Below are 17,534 nucleotides of genomic sequence, written 5' to 3' on the forward strand. Positions count from 1 at the left end.
TTATGCACTATACATCCCCTTGGATGACAGCTGAGCTGGACGGTTTCCGCGACGCGATTCGCCGTTTTGTCGATGCCGAAGTGGTACCGCATCAGGAACGTTGGGCCAAGCAGCAGCACGTTGATCGCGAGTTGTGGCGCAAGGGCGGCGAGATGGGCATGTTGCTGGCCGATATCCCTGAAGAATACGGCGGTTCCGGCGGCACTTTCGCGCATCAGGCGGTTGTGTTTGAAGAGCTGACTGATGCCGGTGACATGGCGTTCGGCATCCATGTGCATGCGATTGTGGCGCACTATATTCTGAATCAGGGTACGGAAGCGCAAAAGAAAAAATATCTGCCCTTGCTGGCGAGCGGTGAAATGGTCGCCGCGATTGCGATGTCCGAACCCGGCGCCGGTTCTGATCTGAAAGGCATACGCACCACCGCATTGCGTGACAACGATGGTTACCGCATTAATGGCTCTAAAATTTTTATCTCGAATGGCTATCTGGCTGATCTGATTGTCGTGGTCGCCAAGACCAATCCGGATGCTGGCGCCAAAGGCGTTTCGCTGATGTTGCTGGAAACCAGAGATTGCCCCGGTTTTAAAGTCGGTCGTATTCTAGAAAAAATCGGTCAAAAAGGGCAGGATACCTGCGAGCTGTTTTTCGATGATGTGCGCGTGCCCGCCGATGCGGTGCTTGGTGGCGTGGAGGGTCGGGGCTTCGCACAACTAATGACAGAGTTACCGTATGAACGCACGATACTCGGTGTCTCGGGTGTTGCCGCGATTGAACGCGCTTTGCGTTTGACGGTGGAGCATACGAAACAGCGCAAGGCTTTCGGACAGGCTTTAATAGAAATGCAGAACACCCGTTTTGTACTGGCTGAAATCAAAACCGAGGCCACGATTGCCCGCACCTTCATCGATCGTTGCATCGTCGATATGCTCGAAGGGCGCATGGATACTGAGCTGGCGTCGATGGCGAAATACTGGATATCTGATCTGCAATGCAAAGTGATCGATCAATGTCTGCAACTGTTCGGCGGTTATGGCTATATGCTTGAATATCCAATTGCGCAGATGTATGTCGATGCACGGGTGCAGCGCATTTATGGCGGCGCGAATGAGATCATGAAAGAAATCATCGCCCGCGGCCTGTAAGCGGTTGCACTACAAAGCGATCAGAGTGTCGTCGTTCTGACAGAATCGCGTGTGCTGCTTGGTACGACGATGCGGAGCGTATGGCTGAAAACGCGACGCACCTTGCATCAGATAATCATTCTCCGGAGGCAGTATGAGTGGTCCATTAACTGGTTTGCGCATCATAGAAATGGTCGGGCTGGGGCCTTGCCCGTTTGCGGCGATGATGTTTGCCGACATGGGGGCGGAGGTGATACGCATAGATCGCCCACCGGTGCCCGGTGCGGCCAATCCATTTCCCATGCTGGGCACGAAATACGATGTGATGGCGCGCGGCAGGCGTTCGCTGGCGCTCGATCTGAAGCAGCCGCAAGACCGCGCAACTTTGCTGGAACTGGTCGGCAAAGCCGATGCGCTGATAGAAGGATTTCGTCCCGGCGTGATGGAAAGGCTGGGGCTGGGGCCGGACGTCTGCCTGCAGAAAAATCCGCGTCTGGTGTTTGGTCGCATGACAGGTTGGGGGCAACATGGTCCCTTAGCGCAAGTGGCGGGGCATGATCTGAATTACATCGCCTTGAGCGGCATGCTGTACGCGATGGGCCGCCCCGATACGCCGCCAGCACCGCCGCTGAATCTGGTGGGTGATTTTGGCGGCGGCGCGATGATGCTGGCGTTCGGCGTGGTGTGTGCGTTGCTGGAAGCAAAAACATCCGCGCGCGGCCAGGTCGTTGATGCGGCGATGGTCGATGGTGCATCTTTGCTCGGCGCGATGCTGTATGGCTTCCGTGCTTACGGCGTATGGAACGATCAGCGCGGTAGCAATATGCTGGATGGCGGCGCGCATTTTTACGATACCTACGCCTGCGCTGACGATAAATTCGTTTCGGTCGGTGCGATAGAACCGCAGTTTTATCAGTTATTGCTGCAACACGCAGGCATCACCGATCCCGCGTTTCAGCAGCAAATGCACACACCTGCCTGGCCGGAGCTGAAACAAAAATTAGCGGCGATTTTTGGCAGCAAAACCCGGGCTGAATGGTGCGCGATCATGGAAGGCACCGACATCTGTTTTGCGCCTGTGCTCGACATGGCCGAGGCACCGCAGCATCCGCATAATCTGGCGCGGCAGAATTTTATTGAGGTCGATGGCGTGACGCAGCCAGCACCAGCGCCGCGCTTCAGCCGCAGCGTGCCGGATGTGCCGCAGCCACCTGCGCAGCCCGGGCAGCACAGCCAGGACATTCTGCGTGATTGGGGTGTTGCGCCAAACAACTCGGTAACTAGCGCGAGCTGATTTGAATGCTGCTCCGGCTGTCGTCTGACCTCCAAAGATACCCGGAAAATGAAGAAAAACAGGGAGTATCTGCCGTTTTCGCTTTCATCTCCTTATAAATAAAGGGCTTTGAAATATACTGGGGGGAGTATATTTAAGCCATTTTTGACGTTTTACAGATGGTATGCGGGCAAATTCTGCCCTTGTTGCTGGCTGGCGCTACCGGTGTCCCCGGAGTTGATGCGTCTCTCTATGGCTGATTTTGGACGACAGAATCTGCGGTCTCTTCAGCCGGTTCCAGAATATTCTTCGTCACCGCGCAAGACGCGACGCCCGCCATCGTGAAACTGCAACTAAACAGTAACTAAATGCGTGTTCAACGGGAACTATTTGCCTGTTTTTCGTATCCGATAGACGCCAAATATCATCTGCGCTCAGCCGGTTTCTGCATTTGTGCGAAACAACGGTGGACGAAGGTGAACTGAAAAAAATCAACAGGGAGAAAATTGATGCGTGTTTCCAGACTTTTGCCGGGTGCACTGGCAGTCATGATGTGTTTTCCGGCGGTATCTTTCGCAGCCGATGCTGAAAAAACAGCCGTTGCTGACGCTAAAGCTGAAAAAAAAGCGGATGCCGACAAGAAAAAATGGGATGTGAATAATCCACCCGGTGAAAAACAAACGGTGAATATCGATACCCGCAGCGGCACCTGGATGAGTGTCGATGTCAGCCCCGACGGCAAGCAAGTGGTGTTTGATTTACTCGGCGATATTTACAGCCTGCCGGTCGGTGGTGGCGAGGCGAAAGCACTCACGCATTCGGTTGCTTGGGAAATGCAGCCGCGTTTTTCGCCTGATGGCAAACACATTGCGTTTATGTCGGATGCCGGTGGCGGCGATAATGTCTGGGTCATGGATGCCGATGGCAGCAACCCGCGTGCCGTTTCCAAAGAAGATTTCCGCCTGTTGAATAATCCGGTCTGGCATCCGGATGGCAACTACATCGCCGCCCGCAAACATTACAGCGGCACGCGTTCGCTGGGTTCGGGTGAAATCTGGATGTATCACACCAGCGGTGGTGCAGGCATACAACTGAATGAAAAACCGAACTGGCAAAAAGATCTGGGCGAACCGGCATTTTCGCCAGACGGTCGTTACGTCTATTATTCGCAAGACACGACAGGCGGCACGTCGTTTGAATATAACAAAGATTCCAACGGGCAGATTTATCAGATTTTCCGTAAAGATTTGCAGGATGGTAAAGTCAAAGCCATCGTCAGCGGCCCCGGTGGTGCGGTGCGCCCTGTGCCTTCGCCGGATGGCAAATACCTCGCCTTCGTGCGCCGTGTGCGCAATCAATCCACCTTATTCCTGAAAAATCTGGACACTGGCGCGGAAACTGCCGCCTGGCCAGAGCTGGAACGCGATATGCAGGAAGCCTGGGCGATCCACGGCGTGTATCCTGCGTTTGCGTGGATGCCGGGCAGTAAAGAAATTGTGGTCTGGGCGAAGGGTAAATTGTGGCGTCTCGATCCGTTTGCAGGTAAGGCAAATGAGATCGCTTTCCATGTCAAAGATACGCGTGAAATTCGTCCGGCATTACGTTTCGCGCATGAGGTCGCACCGGATCAGTTCGATGTGCATCAGCTGCGCTGGGTGAATGTTGCACCTGCGGGCGACAAAGTGATTTACTCGGCGCTGGGTCATTTATATGTCCGCGATTTACCGAATGGCACACCACGTCGCCTGACGAAACAAACCGAGAATTTTGAATATTTCCCCAGCTTTTCCCGCGATGGCAAAAGCGTGGTTTACACCACCTGGAATGATCAGAAGCTTGGCACGGTGAAGGTGCTGGATATCGCATCAGGTAAAGAAACCCTGATCACGAAAGCACCGGGTAAATATGTGCAGGCACGTTTTTCACCGGATGGTAAGCAAGTCGTTTTTGTGAAGGCCAGAGGCGGTTACCTGACCACGCCGTGGTATGCGGTTGAAACGGGCGTGTATATCGCGAATGCCGATGGTAAATCTGCACCGGTGCTGGTGACCGATGACGGTAGTGCGCCGCAGTTCGGCAAAGACAGCAGCGCCGTGTATGTGAGCCGCACCAAATACACCGGCGAAGTCGATTGGACAACATCGCTGGTACGTGTGCCTTTGGATAAATCGCCGGAACAGGCGGTGGCAAAGAGTGAATTTGCCGGTGAGTTTGCGATCTCGCCAGATGGCGAGTGGCTGGCATTCGGCGAGCGTTTCCATGCGTACGTGACGCCGCTGCCGCTGGCGGGCAAGCCGATCACGATAGGCCAGAAAATGGATGCGCTGCCAGTCAAACAGCTGGATGTGAATGCTGGTCAATATCTGCATTGGTCGGGCGATAGCAAGAAAATTCATTTTGCGCTGGGCGATGAATTGTTCACCCGCGATCTGAAAGATGCCTTTGCTTTCGTGCCCGGTGCGCCGAAAGAGCTGCCGAAATTCAGTGAAAACGGCTTGAAGATAGGCTTTGCGCAAAAGGCCGATAAACCTGCCGGTGTGACTGTGATTTCCGGCGCAAAAATTGCGACCATGAAAGGCGATGAAGTGATAGACGATGGCCGCATCGTCATCAAAGATAATCGCATTGTGCAGATAGGCAAAGCGTCAGAGGTAGCGACGCCTGCCGGTGCAACCGTGATTGATGCGAAAGGCAAAACGATATTGCCGGGCATCGTGGATGTGCATTGGCATGGCGGCATGGGTGAGGGCGGCATTATCCCGCAACAAAGCTGGATCGATTATGCGTCGCTCGCTTTCGGTGTGACGACGATACATGATCCGTCGAACGACACTAATGATATTTTCACGCACAGCGAATTACAAAAAGCCGGGGAAGTGGTGGCGCCACGTATTTTTTCCACCGGCACAATTCTGTACGGCGCAAAAGGCAATTTCAGCGCTGTGGTGAATAGTCTGGATGATGCGATGACGCATCTGAAACGCCTGAAAGCGGCAGGTGCGATCTCGGTCAAAAGCTATAACCAGCCACGCCGCGAACAGCGTCAGCAGATTCTGGAAGCCGCACGGCAGACTGGCATGATGGTGGTGCCAGAAGGCGGCTCGCTATTTCAGCACAATATGACGATGGTGGTTGATGGTCATACCGGTGTCGAGCACGCGCTGCCAGTGGAAAAAGTCTATGACGACGTGAAGCAGTTGTGGTCGCAGACCAAGGTCGGTTACACCCCGACACTCGGGGTTGCTTATGGCGGTCTGGATGGCGAACATTACTGGTATGCGCGTACCGATGTCTGGAAGCATCCTATCCTGTCTAAATACGTGCCGCGCTCGGTATTGCAACCGCGCAGCGTTCGGCGTGTCACTGCGCCGGAAGAAGACTTCAATGTTTTCCGCGCAGCAGAAACCGCCGTAGCGCTGCAAAAAGCGGGCGTTCCCGTGAATCTGGGAGCACACGGTCAGCGTGAAGGTCTGGCGGCGCATTGGGAAATGTGGACGCTGGTACGCGGCGGCATGACGCCGATCGAAGCGATCCGCAGCGCCACGATTAACGGCGCGCGCTACCTCGGTCTGGATAAAGATGTGGGCTCGCTGGAACCGGGCAAACTGGCCGATCTGATGGTGATCGATGGCGATGTGCTGAAAGACATCCGCCAGTCTGACCGCATTACTCAAGTGATGATCAATGGCCGTTTATACGATACCGCCAGCATGAACGAAACCGGCGCAAGCAAAAAAGCCCGCAAGCCATTCTTCTTTGAAGGTATCAACGGCGCGAACGTGCCGGTGGAAGCCAATGATTATTCACATAATCATGCAGAAGAATAAGCTGCCGAGCTGCCGTTCCGTAAAAAATGAATGCAATGAATGAAAGGCATTCCAGTCAGCGAAAGAAGTGAAAAAAGCCGGTGTTGCAAATACACCGGCTTTTTTTTGAGATTTATTTTCCCAGCATACGCAGCAAGGTTTTATCTTTATCGACAATGTGATGTTTGAGTGCGCCGGCAATATGTAAAACCAAAAGACATATCAACAGATAGCTGATGTATTGATGACCAGCCTGACCGAATTTATATCCGGCTTCCCAGATCGGAAGAACTTCATTGAGGTGTTGCGGGTCTGGATTTTCCTTCACGATTTCCAGCCCGAAAATTCCAAAGCCATGTCCGCTGAAACCCGAGTGCATCATACCGAACACGGGAATCAGAACGCTGCCGATGATTAAACCCCAGTGCGTAATTTTTCCTAAAAACTTCTCAACTGGACGATAGTGCCCAGCCGGATGCGGCCAGCCATTCACCGCTCTCCATATTACACGAAAAATAATCAACATCGACAGCAATAAGCCTATCGATTTATGCAGGTCGTAGAGATTCCACAGCTCATTTTTCGTCATGATGATGCCCACGCAAAGCAGCGCGACCATACCGAGTGCGATCAGCCAATGCAATACGCGGCTGGTTTTACTTAATCTGTCTGGCTGGTCTTTGGATAAAAAGGAATTCGACATGCTTGTGAACTTTCAGATAATGATTCGGAAGGGCGATCATATCTGAAATTTGCTGTGCCATTAGACAGCGGTGTATTCCTGCACGTGATGTGATACGAACGATAGGTCGTGACGATCTTCTCGTGAAGATAATTGTTTAGTCAGAGTACGGTCTGGGTGGATCAATATAGCGTGCGTATTTTTCAATAAAAAAAGCATGCCTGAGCATGCCTTTTTTTATGATGGATTGCGCGGGGCAATCAATGCATCAGAATGCGTATTGAGCGCCAACGGAGAAGTTAGAGATCGTTACTTTTGCGCCGTCGACGTCAGCAACTTTTGCATCGCGACGTTCGTATTCAGCGCGCAGGCTGACATTGTTTGTGAGTTGATAAGTCACACCCAAGCCTGCAACTGCTTGAGCGGAGTTTTTGGACAGGGAGCCTTTCAGTGTGCCGTAAGACGCATTGACTTCGCCTTTGATGTAGCCAACGCCCAATTTAGCGAAGCCAACGAAACCATTGACTGGTGTAGTTTTGAATACGCCAACGAGGTCAACGCCGCTTGCTTTGAATTCACCTTTGAGGCCGCTGTCACTTGCGCTTGCTTTGCCCAGAGAGAAGTAGCTGGCTTCTACAGCGATGTTAGGGTACAGATCCAGTCCGCCCAGCAATTTAAATGCTGTGTCTGTTTTATCGCACTGAGCGGCACCTTGGCAGTCTACATTCCATCTTGCCTGACCAACTGTGCCGCCAACATAAGCTTGTGCGGATGCGCTTGCGCTCATAGCGAAACCAGTAGCGAGCAGAGCTGCAGCGATAATATTTTTCTTAATCATGTGTAAAATTTTTTTTTTATAGGGATAAGTAAGTGATGTGCCTGAACGTATCTGGCATCACCGGAATCTGACGTTGATTCAAGTCAATTTCATTAAATAAACGCCAATAAACATTTTACATTTTTAACATTGTTGTCGCAAATGTAATTATTGTGTTGCCTGCAATGTGTATGTTTGAAGCAACTAGTTTGTTTTGAAGAGTCCTTAATTTTGGCAAATAAAAAAATAATGGTCTTTTTTTTGTCATTGAGGTAGATATTTTTGCTGCAATGCAGTATATTGGAACTGTCTCCTCCAACACCTCATAGGTTTTGGATTTAAGCCCGCAAATGCGGGCTTTTTTTTCGCCAGTGAATTTCTTGGTTTGTAAAATCAGAGCTTGTGAGCGCCTGATTTTTCTTATTTTATTGCAGTGCACCAAAGTGATGTTCAAATTGGTGCATTCCGACTTTAATTTCCTGTCTTGTGTTTGGATGGAATATTTGATGTCCATCTTGGTGCGTTCTGTGCTTTTATTTTGTTGGCTGTGTTTTTGCCGCTGCGCTGTTTTTTTGTGAAATGCGTCAAATTCGCCCGCCATTACGCCTTTTGTAGTCTGGTCTGGATAAACAATGGCATCGGTGGCGTTGCCGATGAGAAGAAGCACAATCATCGATAGTGACGAGGCGCATTTTTTTTGAATCATAACGGTGACCGGGGAAAAAAGATGTCAAAAAACATGCAATACTGCATTTTTTAATAAAACAGATAACGAGACATGAGCATCCAGCCGAAAGAATTCATCGTCAACAAAAGCCACTTGCCCGAATCCAGATTTGTCCCTCTGCGTGTGCCAACGCTGGGCGAGCTGCAAGACGGACAGGTGTTGCTGCAGATAGACCGTTTTGCCTTCACCTCCAATAATGTCACCTACGCCGCTTTTGGCGAGGCCATGCAATACTGGAATTTCTTTCCTACGGAAGATGGCTGGGGTAATATCCCGGTCTGGGGTTTTGCCGATGTCATCGCGTCCAAAGCCGACGGTGTGCAGGTTGGTGAGCGTTTTTATGGCTACTACCCAATGGCGTCGCATCTGACCGTGAATGCTACCCGCGTCTCAGACGCTGGTTTTATGGATGGGGCAGAACACCGTCAGGCGATGCACGGTTTGTACAACCATTACGTCAGAACCACGACCGACCCTGGTTACACCAAAGAATCGGAAGACGTGCAGGTGCTGCTGAGGCCGCTGTTTATCACATCGTTCATGATTGACGATTTTCTCGATGACAACCAGTTTTTCGGTGCGCAATCGGTGCTGATTTCGAGTGCCTCCAGCAAAACGGCGTATGGCCTCGCGTTCATGCTTTCGCAGCGCAAGGACAAAGCCTGCAAGGTGATCGGTCTGACCTCGGCAGCGAATCTGGACTTCGTCCGCAATATGGGGATTTACGATCAGGTCATCAGCTATGATCAGGTCGCCACACTGGCAGCCGATCAGGCCGTGGTGTATGTCGATATGGCGGGCAACGGGCAGTTGCGCAGCCAGTTGCATCATCATTTCGGCGACAACATGAAATACAGCTGCGCCGTCGGCGGCACGCACTGGGACGAACTCAGCGGCGCATCCGGTTTGCCGGGTGCCAGACCAACCCTGTTTTTTGCTCCGGCACAAATCAAAAAACGCATGACAGACTGGGGCCCGGGCGGCGTACAGAAACGCCTTGCAGACGCATGGCAAGCCTTCATGCAACCCGTCATGGCGGCTGAAAAACCGTGGATGCAGGTTAGCCACGGTTACGGCGAAGCCGATGTGCGTCAGGTCTATGAAGCCATGCTGAGCGGCGCTGCCCGCCCGGATCAGGGGCATGTGCTGTCGCTGTGCCGCCCGCTGGATTAGACGAATTTCATAACTAATCTTTTCAGAGTGCAGGTAAGTCCCCCAATTTCCTGCCTCTTATTTTTTTGTACTAACCGCGTTGGCTGGCAGCCTCAGGTGCTTTCCATACCCTTTTTCAGTCCTTCAAACCCTGAAAATATACTCCCCGGGGTATATCTGCAAGCCCAATGTTTATGCTGAGATTTGAGGTGTTTTATAAAAAACAGGGGGGAGTATGTACAATAAGAGCGTTTTCCCCGCGGGTTCGGGTGCATGCGTCTGCGCGCCTAACTGATGTGATGCCCCGACGTATTTGAGCATGCGACAAACGTAGGCAGGTTCCTGTTGTTATACTGTACTTTTAATCAGTGTAATGAAAAAAAGCTATACCAGATAAGGTCTTGCGAGGCATTGGAACTTGTTGCTTATTTTTCATCTATCTGATATTTTGCCAATTTGCACTTTAAAACAAGTTAGACATTACCGATATGAGCTACGACCTGTACTTCAAGCCTCGAAACGGTTCTTTCAGTGAAGAACTCTTTCATGCCTACTTTCGCGAAAGGCCAAACTACAAATGCGAGGGGTCTCAGGCGTGGTACGGCAATGAAGATACTGGGGTCTATTTCGTGTTCGAACTTCAGACAGAGCAACTGCCTGAAGAAGATGACGATGAGCTGCTTGAGCATTTTCCTGTCGCGCTAAACATCAACTACCTGCGGCCAAGTTACTTCATTTTCGAAGCAGAGCCCGAGGTAACTGCGTTCGTCAAACACTTCGATCTTCTCGTCTCAGACCCACAAATGGAAGGCATGGGTGACGGTGAATACAACGCAGAAAAACTCTTGTCCGGGTGGAATTGCGGAAACGAATTCGGATACACATCCATCCTGAAAGATGAAAACAACAGAAGCGGCATTTCTCACCTTCCCGCCGAACAGCTTCACAACGCGTGGCGGTGGAACTGGTCACGCACTCAAGTACAGGCACGTGTTGGCGAGTCAAAATTCGTGCCCTGTATCATGTTTATGAACCTGGGTGGGACAACCGTAACGGCAGCCGTCTGGCCTGATGGCATTCCTGTGGTCGTTACACGCGTTGACTATCTTTGCGTCCCCCGCAAAGAACTCGCGCCTACAAAGTTTTTCCGTAAGAAGGAAGACACAACATTCGTTGCATGGAATGAGGCGCTTCCGGTTCTGCTTAAGCATGGGACGCAGAACGGAGATGGCTCAATCAGCTTGAATTACATGACACCACCTTCAGATGTGGTGAAATTTGTTCAGTCACTGCCTACCGAAAGCAGAGTCATCGCAGGCTTATCTGCAGACAGGGTGCTGGATCGTGAGATCTATGAGCGCAGCATTGTCTAACCATTCCGTCGAGAGGGACTGCCCACAAGCTGCGCTTGCGGGTTCCCTTCGCGGCTTCGCCGCTCCGGCGGCCCCTCACGTCAAACGTTAGGTGTCTTCAATCATGCTGAACTGCTATCTCACAAAACGCTGGGGCGGAACTATTCAAAATCCACAACCCGGCGATCTCGCAAGCGCACTCAACGAGCTATCCCAAAACGACCAAGAGCATCCTGATTGTTCACTCAATACAGAAGAAGGTTGGTCTCTTTCAGTGTTTGAAAGTGGCCTCGTCGTATTCGAGAATATTGAAACAGGTGAAGGCCCAAAGCACATGCATGCAGTGCCACGAAACGTTGCGCTTGAGTTATGGCAGTTGCTCCAAGCAAATGAAATGTCACTTCTTCAGCAAAAACCATGGGGCGAGGGCTATGGCAACACCTAACATTGCGGTCAAGGCCGCTACGGCCTGCGGCCTCCGCTGGACGTCCCGCAAGCGGGCCGCCCCTTACTTACAACGTTAGGTTTACTTCTATGCGTCATCGCTGGCTCATCTTCGTCCCGTTGCCTGCACTCCTGACGCTCGTCTTCTTTTCGGCCAGCATTACCCAGTGGTATTTCGAGAGGGTAGAGCGCCCTCAACTCCTCGCTCCTGGCGCAGGCTACGTTGCCAAAGGCTCGTTCCAGCCCACTAGCGCCGAGCACGCCCCGGCAGAATACGACCTGGCCTCCAAGGAGCGGCTGCGTGAAGACATCAAAGAGAGGTATGTCAGTGCCGAGGGAAACACGACTGCGGTCCTCTATTCGGAGGGGAAGTGGATATCCACAGAAACAGAGTGCAGGTCCCGCTCTCGCCAGTTCTATTTCACGCTTGCCGGGTTCTTGCTCTTTGGGATCGGTACATTGCTTCAGTCCATACGTACAGGTCAATGGTTCTACCTCCCCGGTAGGTCCCGTCCTTCATCAATCGGCGGGAGCTTGTGCTAATTGTCTATGGCGGCTCAATCTTCATCGCAACAATGCTGGCGCCTGGCGCTCCGTGCGTCGGGTAAACCTCACCCCTCCGTCAAGGGGACGTCTTGCGCCAAGCCGCAAGCCGCCCCTTACGTCGAACGTTAAGTACCAATCATGTCACCTGATTTACTGCCATCCATTCCAAAAATACGCCGGGTCACGCAATCGCTTGCGATGCTGGATGCGATACTTTGTCCGGAATGGGAATATCGCTACTACAGCTTTGATCGCCATTGGGGGCAGGGTGAAGAAATGGCCTCGATGCGGAACGGGTGCGGCGATGACTGGTTCTTGCTGCTGGATGCTGCCGGGGCGGCGCTCAAGGGTTATGCACATGAACTGGCCGATGATGCCGGGCTTCCTCACAACATTCAGGCGCAGGTACCAGCGAATTTTGCGTCATTTTTGCAGGAGCTGGCATTTTCTATGGAATGCGCAACTTTTTGCTACTGGCGACAAACGGGCGATGTGGGCTGGAGTAAGGTCAGCAGCAGTTTAGGTCACGATGGTTCTGACGACATGCTTGCGCTGATCGTGTCGTCGCCCGCCGCCTATCAAGTGTGGGCGGAAGAGTATTACGAGCTTGCTGTGTCGCTTGCAGCGGTAGAGGCGCTGTTTTCTCATCAGCCGCTTGATGATGCTGTCATTCTGGCGCTGAATCCTGATGGCGATTTAAGTGCAGTCTATGCCGAGGCTGAGGTAATTGGCTACCCGACGAACGTCGTCTGACGTGTCTTATAGCCTGCCGACAAAAGAAAAAGCCCTGCGTCAAATATTTGATGCAGGGCTTTTTTAACGATGTGTATTGAGCGTATTGAGCGCTTGTGCCGTTACGGATTTTGCAGGGCTTTTCTGACTTGCTTCAGGAAAGCCGGATCAGACGTGCCGATTTTCTGTGTGCGCCCCACAATTTTTCCATTGCCATCCAGCAGTATCATGGCTGTGGTGTGATTGAATTCCCCATCTTCCAGCAGACGGTATTGAATGCCCAGTGCAGCCGCAATCTTGCGGACGCTGGCAGGGTCGGTACGGGCAATGGTCCAGTATTTTGAATTCAGTTCATGCTTGCTGGCAACCGATTGCAGTGCCTGCGTATCGTCGCGTGCCGGATCGAAGGTGATCAGCATCATGGACAGATTGTCGCGCTCTGCCGAGGTCAGGTCTTTTTCCACCAGACGCATCGATTCGATCAGCATAGGGCAGACGAATTCACATGAGTTATAAAACATGCTGACCAACACAGGTTTGCCGCGCTTGTCTGCCAGATTGAAGGATTCGTTATTCTGATTGCTCAGCGTGGCAGCAATCTTATAAACCGAATTACCGGGCAGGGGTTTGGCATTTGCGGTGGCGGTGCTGGTGACGCTGGCGCTGGTGCTGGAAGCGGAACCGTCAGCTGTTTGTGCCTGCACGGAGGTGGCTGATGCCAGCAAAAGACAGCTTGCCGAGAACAGCAGACCGGTAGTCAATGAGTTGAGTCGTTTCATGGTTTTTCCTGAGGTAGGTTTTTTGCACAGCGAAAACCCAGTTGTCGCGTCGTGTTGGCGCCATTCATGGCGGACAGCAAGGCAACGCGCATGAGTATGGCAAAGTTATCTCTATCCTGCAGGCTGATTGCTCCGGCTCCGCAGTACTGTAATTGATCAGGGTCGCCCTGATTACGGCTGTCTGCACTGACCAGCAAGGCATTGAAGTCGTCCACCCATTCCCAGATCAGGCCATGCATATTGCTGATGCCGTAATAATTGGGCGCACCACCGACTTTGGCCGGATTAGAACTGCCGGGTTGGGAATACCAGGACAGAATTTTTGCCCGCCATTTCGGATCTTTGCGCGCGTCGGCGTGAGTTTCGTCGGCCGCTGCGACATATTCCCATTCATACCAGGAAGGAAGCCGTCCGCCTTCGGATTCGCAGTATGCCTGGGCGGCAAACCAGCTGACCTGTGTTACCGGAGTATCCGCCTGACTGGCTTCGGGGCCGGTGTCAGGTATCTGGCTGAGGTAACTCTCATCCGCAAAAATACTGGGGATATTGGCTTTTTCCCATTCAGGGTGTGCTTTGGTAAATGCAAAAAACTCTGCCGTTGTGACTGGTTGCGTGCGCAGATAAAACGCATTGATTTTGACGGGAAGATTGCTGAGGCCGCGTCCGGCAGACAGCACACTATCGATGCTGCCTGCCGGAATGGTCTGATAATTTTCTACCGATTCTGCCTGAGCTATCCCTCTGATTGATAGCAGTGACGCCACGATCAGCAAGGGAATTCCGAAGGAAACCCGTAAGTTTGCCAGCACTGTGGATGTATTACCTGGTCTGGACAAAGTACTCAACGGGTTCTCCGGTGGAAAGTAAATCAAGTTCAGTAGCTATTCAATCTATGCGCAATATCTACCTGGTATTGGCGATCAGTGTTCAGCCGACGCTTTTACCGGGGTTTTCGCACGGATGGCCTTCACATCATCGCTCTTGATCTGGCCGCCTTTGTTATCCCAGCTGTTGAGGATATACGTCAGGATATTGGCGACTTCGTCATCATTTAACTGATTCATCGGCGGCATCACAGAGTTAAATTCGCTGCCATTGACTGTGACTTTGCCACTGAGTCCCTGTAGCACTACTTTGATCGCACGCTGATGATCGGCGTTCAGGTAATCTGATTTTGTCAGAGGAGGAAAGACGCCCGGCAAGCCAGCACCATTGGATTGATGACAGACTGAGCAGGTGCCTTCAAACAGGGCTTTTCCTGCCAGCACCTGATCTTGCAATGTCAGTGTGCCACTGGCTGCATTGGCTGTCGCTTTGGTGACGGCAGCCAGGTTAGGGCCGGCACGGTCACCCAGGTAAACCGCATCGACCTCTTTACCGGAATAGATGGCTTTATTTTCCGGCCCATCCACTTTGATAATAGCCAGTGCACCCTTGTTGAATGCACGGAAGATGGAGTGATCTACCATCACGAAGCTACCCGGAACTTTGGTTGTGTATTCCACGACCGCAGCACCACCAGCCGGGATCAGCGTAGTTTGTACATTTTTCTGGAAATTAGTACCGCCTTCAAAACGTACCTTGTCGAAAATCGCACCGATCACATGGAAGCTTGACACCAGATTTGGGCCGCCATTACCGACGAACAGGCGGATTTTTTCATTGGTTTTAGCTTTGAGTGCCTTGTCGCCAGTCAGCGCGCCTTCAGCACCATTGAACAGAACGTAAGTTGGTCTTTCGTCGATGGCTTTTTCCATGTCAAATGGTTGCAGGCCTTTTTCACGGTATTTGCCGGTGGTGTAGAAGTCACCTTGCATGACGTAGTACTCGTGATCGACAGCAGGTAATCCTTCTGGTGGCTCTACTAAGATCAAACCATACATACCGTTACCGATGTGCATACCGACCGGAGCAGTTGCGCAGTGATAGACGTAAATGCCTTCATTGAGGGCTTTGAAAGAGAATTGGGATTCATGTCCAGGTGCAGTGAAGCTGGATGCTGCGCCGCCGCCAGGGCCTGTCACGCCGTGCAGGTCAATATTGTGTGGCATTTTGTTGGCAGGATGATTCTTCAGGTGAAATTCAACGGTGTCGCCCTGACGAACGCGGATAAAGCTCCCCGGAACCGTGCCACCAAATGTCCAGAAGGTGTAGCTCACCCCTTCAGAAATGGGCATTTCTTTCTCGATGACCTCCAGATTGACAATCACTTTTGCCGGATATTTTCTTTTAATCGGTGGCGGAACATTCGGCGGGCTGGTTAATATAGCCTGAATAGGCATACCCTGCGGTGCGCCAAAATCACCGGTGGATTTTGCAGCGGCTTTAACATTACCTGCAGCACTGGCGACAGGGGCGGTGATCAGGGTTGTGACCATTGCCAGCATTGCACAAGCCGTTTTAATTATGAGCTTCATATAAATACCTCTCAAATGATGATGGGACGTGCTGCAAAATTTTCCGGGGAGCTGCCATTTCTGTATTGCTCTGGAAAACTGGTGTCGACATCGGTGTTGGTATAAAAAGTACTGTCCGGAATGGTTACCGGTCTGATCCAGCCGAATCTCAGAGTAAAGCAAAGTGATTGCTGCAGCTATACGTCGTTAGGAGGATGTCGTTCTATAGAATGGGGGATGAAGCATATCTTTGATGCGCCTCACAGGTGGTATGCGGACAGATGGCAGAATGCATACTCACAGATACAGTTTTCCCTCGTAAAAACACTATGTGTATCCTGTTTCGCGACGCATGTATGTCAAAATGACGCCTGACTGCATTGTCTTGTGTTGCACAACCGCATCAATGCAATGTCTTACTTATTGATAACTATCCGGAGTCATACCATGTTTCAGCACGTTGAAGCCTATCCTGGCGATCCTATCTTATCTTTGAATGAAGCATTTGGTAAAGATCCGCGGCCAAATAAAATTAATTTATCCATTGGCATTTATTTCGACGATGCAGGAAAAATCCCGATGTTGCCATCAGTGCGTGCTGCGGAGCTGAAAGTGGTGGCTGAGGCGGGGGCACGTCCTTATTTGCCGATGGAAGGCGCGGCGAATTTCCGCACAGCGGTTCAGCATTTGTTGTTTGGTGCCGAGCATGCGGCGGTCAAGGCTGGTCGTATTGTGACCTTGCAGACAGTGGGTTCCAGCGGTGGTCTGAAAGTCGGCGGCGATTTTATACATCGTTATTTTCCTGGTTCTGTAATGCTGGTGAGTGACCCGACCTGGGATAATCACCGCGCCGTGTTTGAGGGCTCTGGAATCACGGTTAAAACATATCCATACTATGACGCTGCGACTGGCGGCCTGCGTTTTGACGCGATGCTGGAAGCATTGAAGGCAGCAGAAAAGAAAAGCATCGTCTTGTTGCATGCATGCTGCCACAACCCGACCGGCGTTGATCTGACGCAGGCGCAATGGCAGGCCCTGGTGCCAGTGCTGAAAGAGCGCGAGCTGATCGCTTTCCTCGATCTGGCTTATCAGGGTTATGGCGATGGTATAGAGGAAGACGCTTATGCAGTGCGCTTGCTGGCCGATGAAGGCTTAAGCTTCTTTGTCGCGAATTCATTCTCCAAGAGTATGAGTTTGTATGGTGAGCGTTGCGGTGCATTAAGCGTGGTTTGCCCGGATGCGGCGCAGGCGGTGAATGTGCTTGGTCAGATGAAGGCAACGATACGTCGCAATTATTCGAATCCGCCTCTGCATGGTGGCCAATTAGTGGCGCGTGTGTTGACAGACCCTGAATTGCGTCCGATGTGGGAAGCAGAGGTGGTTGCGATGCGTGACCGTATTCAGTTAATGCGCCGTCAGTTGCATGATGTGCTGAGTGCAAAATTGCCAGGCCGCGATTTCAGCTACTTCCTGACGCAACGCGGTATGTTCAGCTACACCGGTCTGACTGCGGAACAATGTGATCGTCTGAAAGACGAGTTCGGCGTGTATCTGGTGCGCTCGGGCCGTATGTGCGTCGCTGGTCTGAATACTGGCAATGTGGAAGCAACGGCGAAGGCAATTGCGGCCGTGCTGAGTTAATGAGGTTATGTCCGGTGCTGCTCGGTTTTGCTGAATACTGCTAAATACTGAGCATCATGCTCG

The 17,534-nt window shown here is 51.8% G+C and carries 14 protein-coding genes; 8 read left to right on the forward strand and 6 right to left on the reverse strand.

Annotated features, from left to right (window positions below; genetic code table 11):
- The first annotated feature begins 2 nt into the window (after window positions 1–2).
- From H8K38_RS15605 to H8K38_RS15615, 3 genes are all read left to right on the forward strand, one after another.
- The gene (locus H8K38_RS15605) at window positions 3–1,145 is read left to right on the forward strand and encodes an acyl-CoA dehydrogenase family protein (protein ID WP_255423015.1); all 1,143 of its coding nucleotides are present in this window, start codon (window positions 3–5) and stop codon (window positions 1,143–1,145) included.
- Between the two features lie 133 nt (window positions 1,146–1,278).
- Window positions 1,279–2,418 carry a CaiB/BaiF CoA-transferase family protein gene (locus H8K38_RS15610; protein ID WP_186885769.1) on the forward strand — a complete coding sequence of 380 codons (1,140 nt, stop codon included), beginning with the start codon at window positions 1,279–1,281 and terminating at the stop codon, window positions 2,416–2,418.
- Window positions 2,419–2,906: 488 nt separating this feature from the next.
- The gene (locus tag H8K38_RS15615) at window positions 2,907–6,224 is read left to right on the forward strand and encodes an amidohydrolase family protein (RefSeq protein ID WP_186885770.1); all 3,318 of its coding nucleotides are present in this window, start codon (window positions 2,907–2,909) and stop codon (window positions 6,222–6,224) included.
- Between the two features lie 112 nt (window positions 6,225–6,336).
- Here H8K38_RS15615 and H8K38_RS15620 read toward each other — a convergent pair whose 3' ends face one another.
- The 3 genes from H8K38_RS15620 to H8K38_RS15630 form a co-directional block, all read right to left on the reverse strand.
- Window positions 6,337–6,906, reverse strand: a complete 570-nt coding sequence (locus tag H8K38_RS15620) for a cytochrome b (protein WP_186885771.1) — start codon at window positions 6,904–6,906, stop codon at window positions 6,337–6,339.
- A 247-nt stretch (window positions 6,907–7,153) separates the two neighbouring features.
- Window positions 7,154–7,723: an outer membrane beta-barrel protein gene (locus H8K38_RS15625; protein ID WP_186885772.1), complete on the reverse strand. Its 570-nt coding sequence runs from the start codon at window positions 7,721–7,723 to the stop codon at window positions 7,154–7,156.
- A 115-nt stretch (window positions 7,724–7,838) separates the two neighbouring features.
- The gene (locus H8K38_RS15630; RefSeq protein WP_186885773.1) at window positions 7,839–8,408 is read right to left on the reverse strand and encodes a hypothetical protein; all 570 of its coding nucleotides are present in this window, start codon (window positions 8,406–8,408) and stop codon (window positions 7,839–7,841) included.
- A 72-nt stretch (window positions 8,409–8,480) separates the two neighbouring features.
- Between H8K38_RS15630 and H8K38_RS15635 the strand changes: the two genes are divergently transcribed.
- From H8K38_RS15635 to H8K38_RS15650, 4 genes are all read left to right on the forward strand, one after another.
- Window positions 8,481–9,602: a DUF2855 family protein gene (locus tag H8K38_RS15635; protein WP_222610882.1), complete on the forward strand. Its 1,122-nt coding sequence runs from the start codon at window positions 8,481–8,483 to the stop codon at window positions 9,600–9,602.
- Window positions 9,603–10,069: 467 nt separating this feature from the next.
- Window positions 10,070–10,954, forward strand: a complete 885-nt coding sequence (locus H8K38_RS15640) for a hypothetical protein (protein WP_186885774.1) — start codon at window positions 10,070–10,072, stop codon at window positions 10,952–10,954.
- A gap of 103 nt (window positions 10,955–11,057) precedes the next feature.
- The gene (locus H8K38_RS15645; protein ID WP_186885775.1) at window positions 11,058–11,378 is read left to right on the forward strand and encodes a hypothetical protein; all 321 of its coding nucleotides are present in this window, start codon (window positions 11,058–11,060) and stop codon (window positions 11,376–11,378) included.
- 683 nt (window positions 11,379–12,061) lie between these two features.
- Complete coding sequence (locus H8K38_RS15650; protein ID WP_186885776.1) at window positions 12,062–12,676, forward strand: hypothetical protein; 615 nt, start codon at window positions 12,062–12,064, stop codon at window positions 12,674–12,676.
- Window positions 12,677–12,777: 101 nt separating this feature from the next.
- On the opposite strand, the gene H8K38_RS15655 is transcribed toward H8K38_RS15650, so the two are convergent.
- From H8K38_RS15655 to nirK, 3 genes are all read right to left on the reverse strand, one after another.
- Entirely contained in the window at window positions 12,778–13,434 is a 657-nt protein-coding gene (locus H8K38_RS15655) for an SCO family protein (protein WP_186885777.1), read from the reverse strand.
- Window positions 13,431–14,279: a formylglycine-generating enzyme family protein gene (locus tag H8K38_RS15660; RefSeq protein WP_255423016.1), complete on the reverse strand. Its 849-nt coding sequence runs from the start codon at window positions 14,277–14,279 to the stop codon at window positions 13,431–13,433. The genes H8K38_RS15655 and H8K38_RS15660 overlap by 4 nt, the downstream gene beginning before the upstream one ends.
- A gap of 75 nt (window positions 14,280–14,354) precedes the next feature.
- Window positions 14,355–15,812, reverse strand: a complete 1,458-nt coding sequence (gene nirK / locus H8K38_RS15665) for a copper-containing nitrite reductase (protein ID WP_223827070.1) — start codon at window positions 15,810–15,812, stop codon at window positions 14,355–14,357.
- A gap of 465 nt (window positions 15,813–16,277) precedes the next feature.
- Between nirK and H8K38_RS15670 the strand changes: the two genes are divergently transcribed.
- On the forward strand, window positions 16,278–17,471 hold the full coding sequence (locus H8K38_RS15670; protein WP_186885779.1) for an amino acid aminotransferase: 1,194 nt from the start codon (window positions 16,278–16,280) through the stop codon (window positions 17,469–17,471).
- Window positions 17,472–17,534: the final 63 nt, after the last annotated feature.

Source organism: Undibacterium sp. FT79W, assembly GCF_014284215.1.
Lineage (GTDB): Bacteria > Pseudomonadota > Gammaproteobacteria > Burkholderiales > Burkholderiaceae_D > Undibacterium > Undibacterium aquatile.